Annotated in this window: 12 protein-coding genes and 1 pseudogene; 11 read left to right on the top strand and 2 right to left on the bottom strand. The window is 73.3% G+C overall.

Annotation, left to right across the window (positions count from 1 at the left end; genetic code table 11):
- Positions 1 to 8 precede the first annotated feature (8 nt).
- The 7 genes from AWH51_RS00935 to leuA all read left to right on the top strand — a co-directional run bounded on the left by AWH51_RS00935 (position 9) and on the right by leuA (position 10693).
- Complete coding sequence (locus AWH51_RS00935; protein ID WP_063070268.1) at positions 9 to 1325, top strand: hemolysin family protein; 1317 nt, start codon at positions 9 to 11, stop codon at positions 1323 to 1325.
- Entirely contained in the window at positions 1318 to 2367 is a 1050-nt protein-coding gene (gene era, locus AWH51_RS00930; protein ID WP_081234748.1) for a GTPase Era, read from the top strand. Before AWH51_RS00935 ends, era begins: the two co-directional genes overlap by 8 nt.
- A 113-nt stretch (positions 2368 to 2480) precedes the next feature.
- Positions 2481 to 3974 (top strand): sensor histidine kinase, encoded by a 1494-nt coding sequence (locus AWH51_RS00925; RefSeq protein WP_063070267.1) that lies wholly within the window; start codon positions 2481 to 2483, stop codon positions 3972 to 3974.
- A 65-nt stretch (positions 3975 to 4039) separates the two neighbouring features.
- Positions 4040 to 4726, top strand: a complete 687-nt coding sequence (locus AWH51_RS00920; protein WP_063070266.1) for a response regulator — start codon at positions 4040 to 4042, stop codon at positions 4724 to 4726.
- Positions 4727 to 4805: 79 nt separating this feature from the next.
- Positions 4806 to 6209, top strand: a complete 1404-nt coding sequence (locus AWH51_RS00915) for an alpha/beta hydrolase (protein ID WP_063070265.1) — start codon at positions 4806 to 4808, stop codon at positions 6207 to 6209.
- Positions 6206 to 8767, top strand: a complete 2562-nt coding sequence (locus AWH51_RS00910; protein ID WP_081234746.1) for a bifunctional lysylphosphatidylglycerol flippase/synthetase MprF — start codon at positions 6206 to 6208, stop codon at positions 8765 to 8767. The genes AWH51_RS00915 and AWH51_RS00910 overlap by 4 nt, the downstream gene beginning before the upstream one ends.
- Positions 8768 to 8926: 159 nt before the next feature.
- The gene (leuA, locus tag AWH51_RS00905; RefSeq protein ID WP_063070264.1) at positions 8927 to 10693 is read left to right on the top strand and encodes a 2-isopropylmalate synthase; all 1767 of its coding nucleotides are present in this window, start codon (positions 8927 to 8929) and stop codon (positions 10691 to 10693) included.
- A gap of 102 nt (positions 10694 to 10795) precedes the next feature.
- Here leuA and AWH51_RS00900 read toward each other — a convergent pair whose 3' ends face one another.
- On the bottom strand, positions 10796 to 11473 hold the full coding sequence (locus AWH51_RS00900; protein ID WP_063070263.1) for a trimeric intracellular cation channel family protein: 678 nt from the start codon (positions 11471 to 11473) through the stop codon (positions 10796 to 10798).
- Positions 11474 to 11591: 118 nt separating this feature from the next.
- Here AWH51_RS00900 and recO point away from each other — a divergent pair.
- The 4 genes and pseudogenes from recO to AWH51_RS00880 form a co-directional block, all read left to right on the top strand.
- Positions 11592 to 12305: pseudogene (gene recO / locus AWH51_RS00895) on the top strand (DNA repair protein RecO); the annotation flags it as partial.
- 218 nt (positions 12306 to 12523) lie between these two features.
- Complete coding sequence (locus AWH51_RS00890) at positions 12524 to 13390, top strand: isoprenyl transferase (RefSeq protein ID WP_063070261.1); 867 nt, start codon at positions 12524 to 12526, stop codon at positions 13388 to 13390.
- 10 nt (positions 13391 to 13400) lie between these two features.
- Positions 13401 to 14501: a Gfo/Idh/MocA family oxidoreductase gene (locus AWH51_RS00885; RefSeq protein WP_063070260.1), complete on the top strand. Its 1101-nt coding sequence runs from the start codon at positions 13401 to 13403 to the stop codon at positions 14499 to 14501.
- A 108-nt stretch (positions 14502 to 14609) separates the two neighbouring features.
- Positions 14610 to 15995: a glycine--tRNA ligase gene (locus tag AWH51_RS00880; RefSeq protein ID WP_063070259.1), complete on the top strand. Its 1386-nt coding sequence runs from the start codon at positions 14610 to 14612 to the stop codon at positions 15993 to 15995.
- 51 nt (positions 15996 to 16046) lie between these two features.
- Here AWH51_RS00880 and AWH51_RS00875 read toward each other — a convergent pair.
- Positions 16047 to 16563 (bottom strand): aminoacyl-tRNA deacylase (locus AWH51_RS00875; protein WP_063070258.1); only part of this gene is annotated, 517 nt, incomplete at its 5' end.

The following is a 16563-nucleotide window of genomic DNA, read 5'->3' as shown; positions in this document are numbered from 1 at the left end:
CGCCGACGATGCTCGCCCTCCTCGTCCCCGCGTTCCTCCTGGTCGTCCTCGGCGGCCTCCTCGCCGCCTCCGAGTCGGCCATCTCGTCCCTGTCCCGCGCCGACATCCAGGAGCTCGCGCTCACGTCGCGCGCGAGACGGTCGATGCTCGCCATCTCGACCGACGCCGGCGCGTACGTCAACGCGCTGAGCTTCGTCCGCATCATCGCCGAGACGAGCGCCGCCGTGCTCGTCACGCTGGCGCTGGCGGACACGATCGCGGAGTGGTGGATCACTCTGCTCGTGGCCGCCGCCATCATGACCGCCGTGTCCTTCGTGCTCGTCGGGGCCAGCCCTCGCTCGGTCGGTCGGGTGCACGCCCGCCCGCTCCTCGCGTGGACGGCGCTCATGGTGCGCGTGATCCGGGTGGCCATCGGCCCGGTCGCCGACGCCCTCGTCGCGCTCGGCAACCGCGTCACGCCCGGCCGCCCCAAGACCGTGGCGACGTTCACCAGCGAGGAGCAGCTGCTCAGCATGGTGGACGAGGCCACGGAGCTCGAGGTGCTCGAGGAGGACGACCGCGAGCTCATCCACTCCATCTTCGAGTTCAACGACACCGTGGTGCGCGAGGTCATGATCCCGCGCACCGACATGGTCGTGGTCGAGCAGACCGCGCAGGTCGGCAGCGCCCTCGGCCTCTTCCTCTCCCGCGGCATCTCCCGGGCCCCCGTCACGGGGCGCGACTCGGACGAGATCGAGGGCGTGCTGTACCTCCGCGACCTCGCGCGCATGGTCTACGAGCGGCCCCTCGAGGCCGAGGGCGCGACCGTCGACCAGCTCGCGCGTCCCGCCGTGTTCGTGCCCGAGTCGCAGAAGGCGGACGCGCTGCTGCGGCAGATGCAGCTGGAGTCGAACCACCTCGCGATGGTGGTGGACGAGTACGGCGGCATCGCCGGGCTCGTCACGCTCGAGGACCTCATCGAGGAGCTCGTGGGCGACATCAGCGACGAGTACGACCGCGACGTGCCCGAGTACGAGGACCTCGGCGAGGGCGTGTACCGTGTGAGCGCCCGGCTCCCGATCGACGAGCTGGGCGACCTGTTCGGCCTCGAGCTCGACGACGACGACGTGGACAGCGCCGGCGGCCTGCTCGCCAAGACACTCGGCCGCCTGCCGGAGCGCGGATCCGTGGTGCGGGTCGGCGGTCTGGTGCTCACGGCCGACCGGGTCGAGGGGCGCCGCACGCGCATCAGCACGATCCTCGTCGAGCGCGACCGCGCGGACGACGACGACCACGAGGCGGCCCCCGCGGGCGCCGCCGCCAGCAGAGGACACGACCATGACTGACCCCCGGGACGACGACGACGTGGCCGCGGCTCCGACGACGGATGCCGACGCCGCGGCGCCCGCCCCGCTCTCCGACGCCGCGTGGGGCATCGACCGCGCCGCCGACGCCGCCGCCGAGGCCGCCCGGCCGAAGCGCAAGCCCCGCGGCGGCGCCCCGGCGTACCGCGCCGGGTTCGTCTCCTTCGTCGGCCGCCCGAACGTGGGCAAGTCGACGCTCACCAACGCGCTGGTGGGGGAGAAGGTGGCCATCACGAGCTCCAAGCCGCAGACCACCCGCAAGGCCATCCGCGGCATCGTGCACCGGCCCGACGGGCAGCTGATCCTCGTGGACACCCCGGGCATCCACCGCCCGCGGACGCTCCTCGGCGAGCGGCTCAACTCGCTCGTGCAGACCACGCTCGGCGACGTCGACGTCATCGGCCTGTGCATCCCCGCGGACGAGCGGATCGGCCCGGGCGACCGCTTCATCAACGAGCAGCTCGACGAGTACCCACGCGCCCGCAAGATCGCCATCGTCACGAAGACCGACTCCGCGTCGCGGCACGCGGTCGCCGAGCAGCTCCTCGCCGTGCAGGAGCTCCGCGACTGGGACGCCATCGTCCCCGTCTCCGCGGTCGAGGCCATCCAGCTCGACGCGCTCGTGGGCGAGCTCCTGAAGGCCCTGCCCGTCTCGGAGCAGCTCTACCCGGACGACGCCGTCACCGAGGAGGGGCTCGAGGCCCGCATCTCCGAGCTCATCCGCGAGGCCGCGCTCGAGGGCGTGCAGGACGAGCTGCCGCACTCGCTCGCCGTGACGATCGACGACATGATCGAGCGCGAGGACAAGGAGCTGCTCGAGATCTACGCGAACCTCTTCGTCGAGCGCGACAGCCAGAAGGGCATCGTCATCGGCGCGCAGGGGTCGCGGCTCAAGCACGTGGGCCAGGTGGCGCGCGCGCAGATCGAGCCGCTCGTCGGGAAGCGCGTGTTCCTCTCGCTGCGCGTGAAGATCGCCAAGGACTGGCAGCGCGACCCGAAGCTGCTCGGCCGCCTCGGGTTCTGACCGGGACACGGGAGCCGCCGCGCGTACATCGCGCGGATGAGATCGGGGCGACCGGCCGCGGATCCTCGGCCGCTCGGGGCGCGCCCGGCGGGCGCGGCCCCTACGGTGGTCCCATGCTGCGCAGGATCCCGAGGTACCAGGTCGTCCTCGACGTCGTCCTCGCCGTGGCGTTCGTCGCGCTCCTCGCGCCCGGCTCGATCGGCGTCATGGCCGCCGGCGCGTTCGGCGTCCTCTCGTTCACCACATCGCCGGTCTCGCTCGTCCTCGTGCTCGTCATGGGCGCCGCCCTCGCCGTGCGCCGCCTGTCGCCCGGCCTCTCGCTCGCCATCGCGTGGGCGGGCGCCGTCATCCAGATGGGGGCGGGCGTGGGCGTCGAGCCCGGCGACCTCGCCGTCGCGGGCGTCGTGTACTGCAGCGCCGCGTACGGGGGCCGGATCGTGCGCGCGCTCGGCCTCGCCTCCGCGCTCGTCGGCGGGATCGTGGCCGCCCTCTACCTCTCCTACGAGTCGGGCCGGGTGCCGATCGGCAGCGCGGCCTTCAGCACGGGGGAGTGGACGGCGTACGCCACCCTGGTGCTCTTCCTCCTCCTCTGCGCGTGGAGCGTGCTGCTCGCGTCGTGGACCGCGGGCCGCCTCGTCGTCGCGTCGCGCGCGTCGCACGCCAGCCGGAGCGCGCAGGAGACGGCCGAGCGCGACCAGGCGCGCGCGCTGCACGACGTCGTCGTCGAGCAGGAGCGGAACCGCATCGCCCGGGACATGCACGACGTCGTCGCGCACTCGCTGGCGGTCGTGATCGCCCAGGCCGACGGCGCCCGCTACGCCCGTCTGGTGGACCCGGAGGCGTCCGACCAGGCGCTCCGCACCATCTCGACCACCGCGCGGCAGGCGCTGGGCGACGTCCGGATCCTCCTGGCGCAGCTGCGGCACAGCTCCGACGACAGCCCGCAGCCCGAGCTCAAGGAGCTCAGCGACCTCATCGAGCAGATGCGCTCCACGGGCCTCACCATCGCCGTCGTCGAGACCGGCGAGCCGGGTGCGTTCGGCACCGGCCAGCAGCTCGCCGTGTACCGGATAGTGCAGGAGGCCCTCACGAACGTCCTGCGGCACGGCGACGTCGCGCACCCCGTCGACGTGGAGCTGGCGTGGGAGCCCGACGGCGTGTCGGTCGCGGTGCGGAGCCGCACGCTACCGGATCCGGTCCGGCCCGCGCGGACCACCACCGGGATCATCGCGCTGCCCGTCCTGCCGCCCGCGCCCGCCACGTCCCCGCAGCCGGTCGGCCACGGCCTGGCGGGCATGCGCGAGCGCGCCACGCTGTCCGGCGGACGGTTCTCCGCGGGCGTGCGCGACGGGGTGTGGACGGTCTCGGCGTGGGTCCCGTTCGCGCCGGCCACCCGACCCGTGCCGCGCGTGCCCGTGCCCGGCGCCGCCGCGACGGCCGGATCCCACGCGCGCAGCCGGCCCCTCACCCTCGACGAGCTGTTCCCGCCCGAGGCCGCCGCCGCGGGCACGGCGACGCCGAACCCGCGCATGAGCCCGCACCGCACCGCCGCCGCCCGCGGTGCCGCCGCCCGCCGAGCGGACGACGACCGCTCGACGGCGTCCTGACTCGCGCATCCGCCGACCCGCGCATCCGCTGCCCCGCCCTCCCGCACCCCGACAGAAGGACCCCCGTGCCGACACCCCCCATCCGCGTCGCCCTGGTCGACGACCAGGCCCTGTTCCGCACCGGCGTCCGCATGCTCATCTCCTCGCAGCCCGACCTCGAGTTCGCGGGAGAGGCCGCCAACGGCGAGGAGGCCGTCGGCCTCGCGCGCGAGCAGCGGCCCGACGTGATGCTCATGGACATCCGCATGCCCGTGATGGACGGCATCCACGCCACCGCCGAGGTGCTGCGCGCGGCGGACGCGCGCGGGGAGCGCCCGCCCCGCATCCTCGTGCTCACCACCTTCGACCTCGACGAGAGCGCGGCGCGCGCCATCCGGGCCGGCGCGAGCGGCTTCGTCCTGAAGGACGCCGACCCCGAGTTCCTCCTCGCCGCCATCCGCACGGTCCACGCGGGCAACTCCGTCATCGCCGCATCCGCGACCCGGCAGCTGCTCGAGCACTTCGATCCCGGCTCCCAACCGCGCGTCGCGCCGCCCGCCTTCTCGTCGCTCACCTCCCGGGAGCGGGAGATCTTCGTGCTCGCGGCGCGCGGGCTCAGCAACGCCGAGATCGCGCAGGCCGAGTTCCTCAGCGAGGCGACCGTGAAGACCCACGTGAGCCGGATCCTCGCGAAGCTCAGCCTCCGCGACCGCGTGCAGCTCGTGGTCTTCGCCTTCGAGCACCGGCTGACCGGCACGCGACCGACTCCGTAGCCGCTCGGCGCGCGGCTCCGGCCCCGCCCATGGTCGTGGGCTACATTCGATCGCCACCCTCCAGCTCCAGAGGAAGACCGTGCTCAAGCAACTCGCCGACCTGCCCATCATCTCGACGTCGTTCGTGACCGCGGTGGCGGTCGCGCCGATCGTGGGACTCGTGCTCCTCGCGGTGATCGCGCGACGCGCCCGGCTGGTGCGCGGCGCACGTGCCGAGGACCCCGTCCGCACGGCGGGCGTCCTCGGCCTCGCGGCCCTCCTCGGAGCGCTCTCCGGCATCGCGCTGGCGTGGCTCCTGGGCGACGTGCTGGACCTCTTCGGCGTCGTGCTGTCGATGCCGACCCGCGGCTGGACGGCGGTCGGAGGCATGGGCCTCGGCCTCGCGCTGGTGTCCCTCGTCCGCGGACGACGCGCCGTGACGGGCATCGGGGGGCGCGCGGCCCCGCCGCGGAGCCTCCGGGCTCTGCACACCGTCGTCGCCGTGCTGGTCGTGCCGCTCGTCGCGTTCGCCGCGGCCGTCGGCATCAACGACGACATCCAGGAGTACCCGAACATCGCGGCGGTCTTCGGCCTGTCGCGGATCAGCCCCCTCGACGTCTCCGCGCTCCCCGGACCGCTCCCCGCGGGCGACCCGGGGACGAGGGACGCGTCGGCACCGCTCGACGAGACGTGGCAGGCGCGCGAGAACCTGCCGCACCGCGGGCGCGTCGGCAGCGTGACCATCCCCGGCACGCAGTCGGGCTTCCCCGCACGCGAGGCGTTCGTGTACCTGCCGCCGGCCGCGCTCGTCGCGGACGCCCCGCAGCTCCCCGTCATCGTGGGGATGTCGGGTCAGCCCGGTTCGCCCGTGGACCTGATCGACTCCGGGCGCCTCGACACCCTGCTCGACGCCTACGCCGCCGACCACGGCGGTCTCGCGCCCATCGTCGTGATCCCCGACCAGCTCGGCGCCGACGACGCCAACCCCCTGTGCATCGACTCCCCGCTCGGCAACTCGGAGACGTACGTCACGGTGGACGTGCCGGCGTGGATCCGCAGCCACCTCCGCGTGCTCCCCGATCGCGACGCCTGGGCCGTCCTCGGCTTCTCGCAGGGCGGCACGTGCGCCGCGCAGTTCGGCACCGGCCACCCCGACCTCTTCGGCTCGCTCATGGACATCTCGGGCGAGCTCACGCCCAACCGCGGACCCGACACGGTCCAGGCCGGGTTCGGCGGCTCGCAGGAGCTCTTCGCGGCCGCCGCGCCGGAGGCCGTGATGAAGGCCCGCGCGCCCTACGACGACATGAGCGCCTTCTTCTGCGTGGGCGAGAACGACCAGGCCTTCCGTTCGCAGGTGGAGGAGATGTCGGCCGCGGCCAAGGCCGCGGGCATGGACACGCGGATGGGCCTCGCCCCCGGCCGAGCCCACGACTGGGGAGCCGTGACCAGCTGCGTCCAGGACGCGCTCCCGGCGCTCGGCCAGCGCCTGGGGCTCTCGCGATGAGCCCGCGCCCTCCGCTCCTCACCCTGTCGGGCACCGGTCGCGCGCTGATGATGCGCACCCTGACCCTCCCCGCGACCACGGGCATCGCCGTGGTCGTGCTGCTGCTGGGCATCCTCCCCGCCGTGTCGGACCGGTGGGCGCACACGGTGCACCACGACCTCGCGACCGGCTACGTCGCGGTCGTCGAACGCGGGCACTGGTGGACCACGGCGACCGCGGCCTTCCTGACGGACGGGCCCGTGGAGCTCGTCGTGTCCCTCCTCGCCGTCCTCGTGCTCGTCGGCGCCGCCGAGCGGCTGATGGGCTGGTGGCGGACGCTCCTCGGGTTCCTCCTCACCGGCACCGTCGGCTCGCTCCTGGGCATCGCGGTGCAGGCCCAGGGGCTCGTCGACGGCGAGCTGTGGTCGCACGGCGTCCGCGGCATCGCGACGGCCGATCCGCTGACGGCGGTGGCCGGCGTCCTCGCCCTCTCGAGCGCGTGGGCCGGGGTGCTGTGGCGGCGCCGGATCCGCGTGGTCCTCGCGGTCGTGGTGCTCGTGTTCCTGCTCTACTCGGGTCAGCCGTCCGACCTCTACCGGCTGCTCGCGATCATCGCGGGCGGGGTCGCCGGAGCGCTCCTCCACCGCCCGGCCGTCGGCGCGCGCTGGCAGCGCAGCTCCCACCACGAGGTGCGCGTGATCCTCGCCACCGTCGTCGGAATCCTGGGCACCGGTCCCGCCATCGCGCTGCTGTCGCGGAGCCGGTACGGCCCGCTCGCGCCCATCGCCCTCCTGTTCGTCGACGACCGCGTGCCGGGCGACGCCATCTCCACGCGCTGCCTGTCGAGCGACTTCACCCACGACTGCCTGCAGGAGATCATGCTGGCGCGCATCGGCGGCGGGGTCGGGCCGATCCTCCTGTCCGTCGCCCCGCTGCTCGCCCTCCTCGTCGCCGCCTACGGCCTCGCCCGCGGACGCCGGTTCGCGGTGTGGCTCGCCGTCGCCGTCAACGGGCTCCTCGCCGTGCTGTCGGCGTACGCCTTCGGCATGCTCGTGCACCGCGACATGGTCTCGCCGCGCCTGTCGGCGTCCCCGTCCGCGCATCCGGAGGCGGTGGCCGCGCTCGCGGCGTCCGTGCTGCTGCCGCTCGGGAGCGCGATCGTCCTGGTGCTCATGCGGCGGCACTTCACCATCCTCTCCACGGCCCCCGCCATCCGCCGCTTCCTCCTGACGGTCGCGGGCGCGCTCGCGGGCCTCATGGCGCTGTTCGTCGGGGTCGGCCTCGCGCTGTCCGACGCCTTCACCCGGACCGTGGACCTCAACGACCTGCTGGCCGAGGCACCCGACCGCTTCATCCCGGCCTCGTTCCTCCGCGGCGAGTCCCTCGACTTCCTTCCCACGGACCCGATCACCGACATCGTCTACCGCGGCGTCGGACCGGTGTTCTGGATCATCCTGGTCATCGCGAGCCTGCGGGCCATCGCGGACGTGCGCATCCAGGCCGTTCCCCGGGCCGCGTCGCTCGTGCGCCCGGCGCTGCAGCGCGGCGCGATCGGCTCGCTCTCGCACATGGCCACCTGGCCCGGCAACTCGTACTGGATCGCCGCGGACGGAGCCACGGTCGTCGCCTACCGCGTGGTGGGCAGCGTCGCCATCACGACGGCGGCGCCGCTCGGCGCGCCCGCCCACGACGAGCGGGCCCTCCGCGACGTCCTCGGCCAGTTCGCGCGCTTCGCCGACGACAACGGATGGACGCCGGTGTTCTACAGCGTCCCCGCGTCGATGTCCCCGCTGTTCCGCGACATGGGCTGGGAGACCCTGGTCGTCGCCGAGGAGACGGTCGTGCGCCCGGGCACCTGGCAGACCACGGGCAAGAAGTGGCAGGACGTGCGCACGTCCATCAACCGGGCCGACCGGGCCGGCATCCGCGCCGAGTGGACGACGTGGGCCGAGCTGCCGCTGGCGTGGGCCAGCCAGATCGACCAGATGTCCGAGGAGTGGGTCGCCGAGAAGGAGCTGCCCGAGATGGGCTTCACGCTCGGCGGGGTCGAGGAGCTGCGCGACCCGCAGGTGCGCCTCATGCTCGCGGTCGACGCCGACGACCGCGTCCAGGCCGCGACGAGCTGGCTGCCCACCAGGCGCGACGGCGTGGTGATCGGCTGGACCCTCGACTTCATGCGCCGCCGGCCCGACGGCATCAACGGCGTGATGGAGTTCCTCATCGCCCGCTCCGCCATGCGCATGAAGGAGGACGGCATCGAGTTCATGAGCCTCTCCGCGGCGCCCCTCGCGCAGACCCGGGCGGCGTCGCCCGACACCGCGTCGGACGCGCCGGGGGAGGAGCGCCGGGAGAGCGCGGTCGAGCGGATCCTCGAGTTCCTCGCCGACTCGCTCGAGCCGGTCTACGGGTTCCGCTCGCTGCTCGAGTTCAAGCGCAAGTTCCAGCCGGAGCTGGTGCCGCTGATCATGGCGTACCCGGACGCGACCGCCCTGCCCACCATCGGGCTCGCCCTCACCCGGGCGTACCTGCCGTCCACGTCGGTGCGCGACCTCACGCGCGTGCTCCGCTCCGCCCGATGAGCGCCGCCCGGCCGCGGGTGCGGACCGCCTGGGCGCCGGTGTACCGTGGACCCATGCAGTCCGGCCGCCTCCTCCTTAGTCGCCGCGGCGAGGCCTGATCCGGCCCTCCTCGTCGCGGAGTCCCGTCACGGCTGACCCGCACACGACGAGGAGACGACCATGAAGAGCACGCAGGCCCCCAGCGGGATGCCCATCCACAAGTACCGCCCGTTCCACGAGCAGATCCAGGTGGACCTGCCCGACCGCACCTGGCCCTCCCGCCGGATCACCGAGGCGCCGCGCTGGTGCGCGGTCGACCTCCGCGACGGCAACCAGGCGCTCATCGACCCGATGAGCCCCGAGCGCAAGCGGATCATGTTCGACCTGCTCGTGCGCATGGGCTACAAGGAGATCGAGGTCGGCTTCCCATCGGCCAGCCAGACCGACTTCGACTTCGTGCGCAGCCTCATCGAGGAGGGCGCGATCCCGGACGACGTCACCATCCAGGTGCTCACGCAGGCGCGCGAGCACCTCATCGCCCGCACCTACGAGTCGATCCGCGGCGCCAAGCAGGCGATCATCCACCTGTACAACTCCACGAGCGTGCTGCAGCGCGACGTCGTGTTCCGCACCGACCGTCAGGGGATCATCGACATCGCGCTCGAGGGCGCGCGCCTCTGCAAGCGGTACGAGGAGACGATCCCGGACGTGGACGTGTACTACGAGTACTCGCCCGAGAGCTACACGGGCACCGAGCTGGAGTTCGCGGCCGAGATCTGCAACCGCGTCGTCGAGGTGCTCGACCCCACGCCCGAGCGCAAGGTCATCCTCAACCTGCCGGCGACCGTCGAGATGGCGACGCCGAACGTCTACGCCGACTCCATCGAGTGGATGTGCCGCCACATCGACCGCCGCGACGAGGTCATCGTGTCGCTGCACCCGCACAACGACCGCGGCACGGCCGTCGCCGCCGCCGAGCTCGGCTACCTGGCCGGCGCCGACCGCATCGAGGGCTGCCTGTTCGGCAACGGGGAGCGCACGGGCAACGTCGACCTCGTCGCCCTCGGGATCAACCTGTTCACGCAGGGCATCGACCCCCAGATCGACTTCAGCGACCTCGACGGGATCAAGCGCACGGCCGAGCACTGCAACCAGCTGGCCGTGCCGGAGCGGAGCCCCTGGGCGGGCGACCTCGTGTACACGGCGTTCAGCGGATCGCACCAGGACGCCATCAAGAAGGGCTTCGAGGCCATGGCCGTCGACGCCGCGGCCCAGGGCAAGACGGTCGACGAGATCCCGTGGGCCGTGCCGTACCTGCCGGTGGACCCGCAGGACCTCGGCCGCTCCTACGAAGCCGTGATCCGCGTCAACTCGCAGTCCGGCAAGGGCGGCGTCGCGTACCTGCTGAAGGCCGACCACTCGCTCGACCTGCCGCGCCGCCTCCAGATCGAGTTCTCCGGCGTCGTGCAGGCCAAGACCGACGCCGAGGGTGGCGAGGTCACGAGCGCGCAGATCTGGTCGATCTTCCAGGACGAGTACCTCCCCGCGCCCCTCGACCGCGCCGAGGAGAAGTGGGGGCGGTTCGAGCTGACCTCCACGCGCACCTCGAGCGACATGGGCGGATCCGTCTCGCTCGACGTCGAGCTCCGCGACGGCGACGAGGTGCGGCAGGCATCCGCCGCGGGCAACGGCCCCATCGCCGCGTTCCTCCAGGTGCTCGCCGACCAGGGCGTGGACGTGCGCCTCCTCGACTACGTGGAGCACGCGCTCAGCGCGAGCGGCGACGCGCTGGCCGCGTCCTACGTGGAGCTCGAGGTCGAGGGCGTGCGCCTCTGGGGCGTGGGCATCGACGAGGACAGCTCCACGGCCTCGCTCGAGGCCATCGTCTCCGCGGTCAACCGGGCGATCCGCCGCACGGTACGCGAACCGGAGCTCGCCGCGGTCTGATCCGCGGGGCACCACCACGATGACGGCCGGGCGGCGACGCCCGGCCGTCATCGTGCGCGGGGGGCGTCCCGCGGGCGGCGCAGCTGCGGGGACGCGGGCGCCTCAGCGGCGGGGACGCGGGCGGCGCAGCGCCGTGAAGCGCAGGCGGCTGAGCGCGCGCTGCTCCGGCAGGCTCCAGCCGAAGCGCACCGCGAGGAGCCGCGTGGTCGCGGTGACGGCGACGCAGACGATGGCGGCGCCCCACATGGGCACCCCGAACGCGGCCAGCCCCACCACGATGACCGCGCCCACGGCGGCGGCGACCGCGTAGAGCGAGCCCACGTGCATCATCGCGATGGGCAGGTTGAGGAGCAGGTCGCGCACGAACGAGCCGCCGACGGCCGAGACGACGCCGATGAAGACCGCGGGCACCTCGGGGACGCCGGCGGCCATGGCCTTCGACGTGCCGATGGCGCAGAAGAGGCCGATGGTGAGCGCGTCGAGCACGGTGATGACGACGTCGAGGCGGGTGAAGATCCGCTCGAGCAGCATCCCGCCGAGCGCCGCGGCGACGGCCACGAGCATGAGCCAGTTGCTGGAGAGCGCGGCCGGCGTGACGTTGAGGAACACGTCGCGGAGGAGGCCGCCGCCGAGCCCCGTGGCCGTGCCGATGATGGCGACCCCGAGCAGGTCGAGCCGCCGGTCGCGGAAGCCGGCCGCGAACATGGCGCCCTGGAGGCTGCCGATGCTGACCGCCAGGAGGTCCGCCCACAGCGGGATGGTGAGGGGGACGGGATCCATGGCCTCCCCTTGATAGCACAGCGCGGGTGCCGTACCCGGCCGCGCGACGCCGGGTGGACCGGGACGGACCCGCGCGGCGGCGGAGGGGGAGCCGGGGCGCGGGGCGGATAATCGACGGGTGCCCCTCTACCGTGACGAGATCGTCGTCCTGCGCACCCACAAGCTGGGCGAGGCGGACCGGATCGTCACGATGCTCTCCCGGCAGCACGGCAAGATCCGGGCCGTCGCGAAGGGCGTGCGCCGCACGCAGTCCAAGTTCGGCGCGCGGCTCGAGCCGTTCATGGTCGCCGACGCCCAGTTCTTCGAGGGCCGGACGCTCGACATCATCACGCAGGCCGAGTCCATCGCGTCCTACGGCGCCCTCATCGCGACCGACTACGGCAGCTACACGGCCGCCAGCGCCATGGTCGAGACGGCCGACCGCGTCACCGAGGACGAGGGCTCGCTGCAGCAGTACCTGCTCCTCGTCGGCGCGCTCCGATCGCTCAGCCGCCGCGAGCACGGCGCGAGCCTGACCCTCGACTCGTACCTCCTGCGGAGCCTCTCGATGGCCGGCTGGGCGCCGAGCTTCCAGGACTGCGCCGTCACGGGCGCGCCGGGCCCGCACTCCGCGTTCGTCGTGCAGCTCGGCGGCGTGGTCGCGGATGCCGCCGCCCCGCCCGGATCCCCGCGCCTCGACCCCGACACCCTCGCCCTGCTCTCCGCGCTCCTCACGGGCGACTGGCGGCACGCCGAGGCGGCGACGCTCCGGTCGCAGGCGCGCGCGAGCGGTGTGGTCGCGGCCTACGCGCAGTGGCACCTCGACCGGGGGATCCGCTCGCTGGGCCTCGTCGACCGCAGCGACGCCCGCCAGCTCCTCCCGCCCACAGAGCAGCCCGTGCCGCTCGACGCACCCGACCTCGACGGCGCCGACCCGGATCCGGCCGCGGCCCTCGCCGCCGCGACCGCGTCCGTCGTCCGGGCCACCCCGCGCGACGCCGACCCCGACCCCGACGACGCGACCGCCGTCGCCGACCCCGCCGACCGATCCCGAGCACAGGAGACGACCCCATGAGCCGACGCCCCGAGGTCCCCGGCCGCACCGACCTGCCGCTCGACTGGACGGGGGAGCGTCCGCCCGAGATCCCGGCCGACCTCGTGCCGCAGCACATCGCGGTCGTGATGGACGGCAACGGCCGCTGGGCGAACCAGCGCGGCCTGCCCCGCACCGCCGGGCACCAGGCGGGCGAGGAGGCGTGGTTCGACACCGTCGCCGGCGCCGTGCAGCTCGGCGCGACGCACCTGTCCGTGTACGCGTTCTCGACCGAGAACTGGAAGCGCTCGCCCGCGGAGGTCCGCTTCCTCATGGGCTTCAACCGCGACGTGATCCACCGCCGCCGCGACCAGCTGAACGCCTGGAACGTGCGGATCCGCTGGGCCGGCCGCCGCCCCCGCCTCTGGCGCAGCGTCATCGACGACCTACGGGTCGCCGAGGAGATGACGAAGGACAACACCGGGATGACGCTCACGATGTGCATCAACTACGGCGGCCGCACCGAGATCGGCGACGCCGTGAAGCGCATCGCCGAGGACGTGGACGCCGGGCGCCTCAAGGCGTCGCGCGTCGACGAGCGCACGATCCAGCGCTACCTCTACCTGCCCGACGTGCCGGACGTCGACCTCTTCATCCGCAGCTCCGGCGAGCAGCGCACGAGCAACTTCCTGCTCTGGCAGTCGGCGTACGCCGAGATGGTGTTCCTCGACCGGCTCTGGCCCGACTTCCGGCGGAAGGACCTCTGGGACGCCGTCGAGAGCTACGTGCACCGCGACCGGCGCTTCGGCGGGGCGATCGACGCGCACGCGGGCGACGCCGACGAGGGGTCCGCCGAGGATCCCGACGCCCCGACGGACGGCGACCGGGACCCGGACGCTCAGTAGCATCGGTCGGGTGAGCACACCCGACACCGCCTCCGCCGCAGCCCCGTCCGACACCGCCGCCGAGGCGCCCATCCGCGTCGGGATCGTCGGCTACGGCCTCGCGGGCCGCGTCTTCCACGCGCCGTTCCTCGAGGCGAGCCCGGAGTACCGCGTCGCGCTGGTGTCCACCTCCGACCCCGACCGCGCCGCGCAGGTCCGGGAGCGCCACCCGGGCGTCGACGTCGTCCCCTCGGCCGACGAGCTCTTCGCGCGCTCGGCCGAGCTCGACATGGTCGTCATCGCGTCGCCCGCCTCCGCGCACCTGCAGCAGGGCATGCAGGCGCTCGACGCGCACCTCGCCGTCGTGATGGACAAGCCGTTCGTCGCGACCGTCGACGAGGCGCTCATGCTGATCGAGCGGGCCGAGGCGCTCGGCGTGCCCTTCTCCGTCTTCCAGAACCGCCGCCTCGACGGCGACTTCCTCACCGTGCGCGCGCTCATCGAGTCGGGGCGCCTCGGCGACGTGCACCGCTTCGAGTCGACCTTCGAGCGCTGGGGCGGCCCGGTCCGCGACCGCTGGCAGGACCGCGAGACCCCGGCCGACGCCGCCGGCATCTCCTACGACCTCGGCAGCCACCTCATCGACCAGGCGCTCCAGCTCTTCGGCCCGGTCGTCGACTTCGCCTCCGAGCTCGCGACGGTGCGCGACGGATCCGCTAGCGACGACGACGCCTTCTACTCGCTGCTGCACGAGTCGGGCGTGCAGTCGCACATCACCGTCAGCCGAGTCGCCGCCCTCGCGGGCCCGCGCTTCCGCGTGCTCGGCACCGCCGGCGCGTACGCCGTGCACGGGCTCGACCCGCAGGAGCCGCTCCTCAAGCGGGGCGCGTCGCCGACCGACGCCGGCTTCGGCGAGGCGCCCGAGTCGGAGTGGGGCACGCTCGTCGAGGCGGCGGGCGATCCCGCGGGCGAGCGGATCCCCACCGAGCGCGGCCGCTACGCCGACTTCTACGCCGCGATGGCCGACGCCGTGCGCGGACGCGGACCCGTGCCCGTCGAGCCGCGCGACTCCCTCGAGACCGTCCGCATCGTCGAGCTGGCCCACCGCCGGACCGCGGGCGACGAGGACTGAGCGCCCGCCCGTAGACTGGGGGCCGCCTTTCCCGGCGACCCGCGGCGCCCGCCCACCGGTCGTCGTCCGCCGACCGGGCACCCAGTCCGGCCCCACCTAGGAGCAATCGTGGCAACCCCCTCGCGTCTCGACCCCGTCATCAACCTCGCCAAGCGGCGCGGATTCGTCTTCCAGGCGGGTGAGATCTACGGCGGCTCGCGCTCCGCGTGGGACTACGGGCCGCTCGGCGTGGCGCTGAAGGAGAACATCAAGCGCCAGTGGTGGCAGACCATGGTCAACGGCCGCGACGACGTCGTCGGCCTCGACTCCTCGGTCATCCTGCCGCGCCGAGTGTGGGAGGCGTCCGGCCACGTCGAGGTCTTCAGCGACCCGCTCGTGGAGTCGCTGCACACGCACAAGCGCTACCGCGCCGACCACCTCCTCGAGGCGTACGAGGCGAAGCACGGCCACCCGCCCGTCAACGGCCTCGCCGACATCAAGGACCCGGACACCGGCCAGCCCGGCTCCTGGACCGAGCCGCAGAACTTCTCCGGCCTCCTCAAGACCTTCCTCGGCCCCGTCGACAACCAGGAGGGCATGCACTACCTCCGTCCCGAGACCGCGCAGGGCATCTTCGTCAACTTCGCGAACGTGCTGAGCGCGGCGCGGCAGAAGCCGCCGTTCGGCATCGGCCAGATCGGCAAGAGCTTCCGCAACGAGATCACGCCGCAGAACTGGATCTTCCGCACGCGCGAGTTCGAGCAGATGGAGATGGAGTTCTTCGTCGAGCCCGGCACCGACGCCGAGTGGCACCAGTACTGGATCGACCAGCGCTACGCCTGGTACACCGACCTCGGCATCGACCCCGAGAACCTCCGCCTCTTCGAGCACCCGGCCGAGAAGCTCTCGCACTACTCCACGCGCACGGTCGACATCGAGTACCGCTTCGGCTTCGCCGGCGGCGCGTGGGGCGAGCTCGAGGGCATCGCGAACCGCACCGACTACGACCTGCGCACGCACTCCGAGGCGTCCGGCCAGGACCTCTCCTACTTCGACCAGACGAAGAACGAGCGCTGGATCCCGTACGTCATCGAGCCCGCGGCCGGCCTCACCCGGTCGATGATGGCGTTCCTGGTGGACGCGTACCACGAGGACGAGGCGCCGAACGCGAAGGGCGGCGTCGACAAGCGCACGGTCCTCCGCCTCGACCGCCGGCTCGCGCCCGTGAAGGTCGCGGTGCTGCCGCTGTCGCGCAACGAGCGCCTGTCGCCCGTGGCACGCGAGCTCGCCGCCGAGCTCCGCAAGGTGTGGAACATCGAGTTCGACGACGCGGGCGCCATCGGCCGCCGCTACCGGCGCCAGGACGAGATCGGCACGCCGTTCTGCGTCACGGTCGACTTCGACACGCTCGACGACAAGGCGGTCACGGTGCGCGAGCGCGACACCATGGCGCAGGAGCGCATTCCGCTCGACGACCTCATGGGGTACCTCGCGGGGCAGCTCATCGGCGCCTGACCCGCTCCGTGCACGACCGGTCCGCCGTCCCCGATGCCGCCTCGCGCGGGATCAGGGGCGGCGGATCGTCAGCTCGTCGGTGATGTCGCCGAGGGTGGCGCCGAGCGCCGTCACCAGCGCATCCGCGTCGACGAGCGCCGAGACGCCGTGCTCGCCCGCGCCCATGCCGATGCGGCGGCCGCGGATCCGCTCGTCGGCGTACACCGGCAGGTCGCCCTCCGCGCCGAGGGGCGTGATCGTGCCGCGCTCGTAGCCCGTCGCCTGGAACGCGACCTCGGGCGCCGGCATCGAGAGCTTGTTGACGCCGACGAGAGCGCGCAGCTTCGCCCAGCTGATCTGCCGGTCGCCCGGCACGAGCGCGATGAGCAGCGCGCCGTCGTGCCGCTTCACGACGAGCGACTTCACGAGGTGCGACGGATCGATGCCGAGGCCCGCGGCCGCCTCCTCGAGCGAGGAGGCCTCCGGTCGGTCGACCACTTCGACGTCGATCCCGAGGCGGGCGGCATGGGCGAGGACGCGGGCGCGTCCGCGGGGAGCGGCGTCGTCGGATCCGGACGGGGAGGGGGAG

Origin of the sequence: Clavibacter tessellarius, from assembly GCF_001618005.1 — a bacterium.
GTDB classification, from domain to species: domain Bacteria; phylum Actinomycetota; class Actinomycetes; order Actinomycetales; family Microbacteriaceae; genus Clavibacter; species Clavibacter tessellarius_A.
The sequence above is the reverse complement of the archived record's forward strand: the minus strand, read 5'-3'. Positions and strand labels throughout refer to the sequence as shown.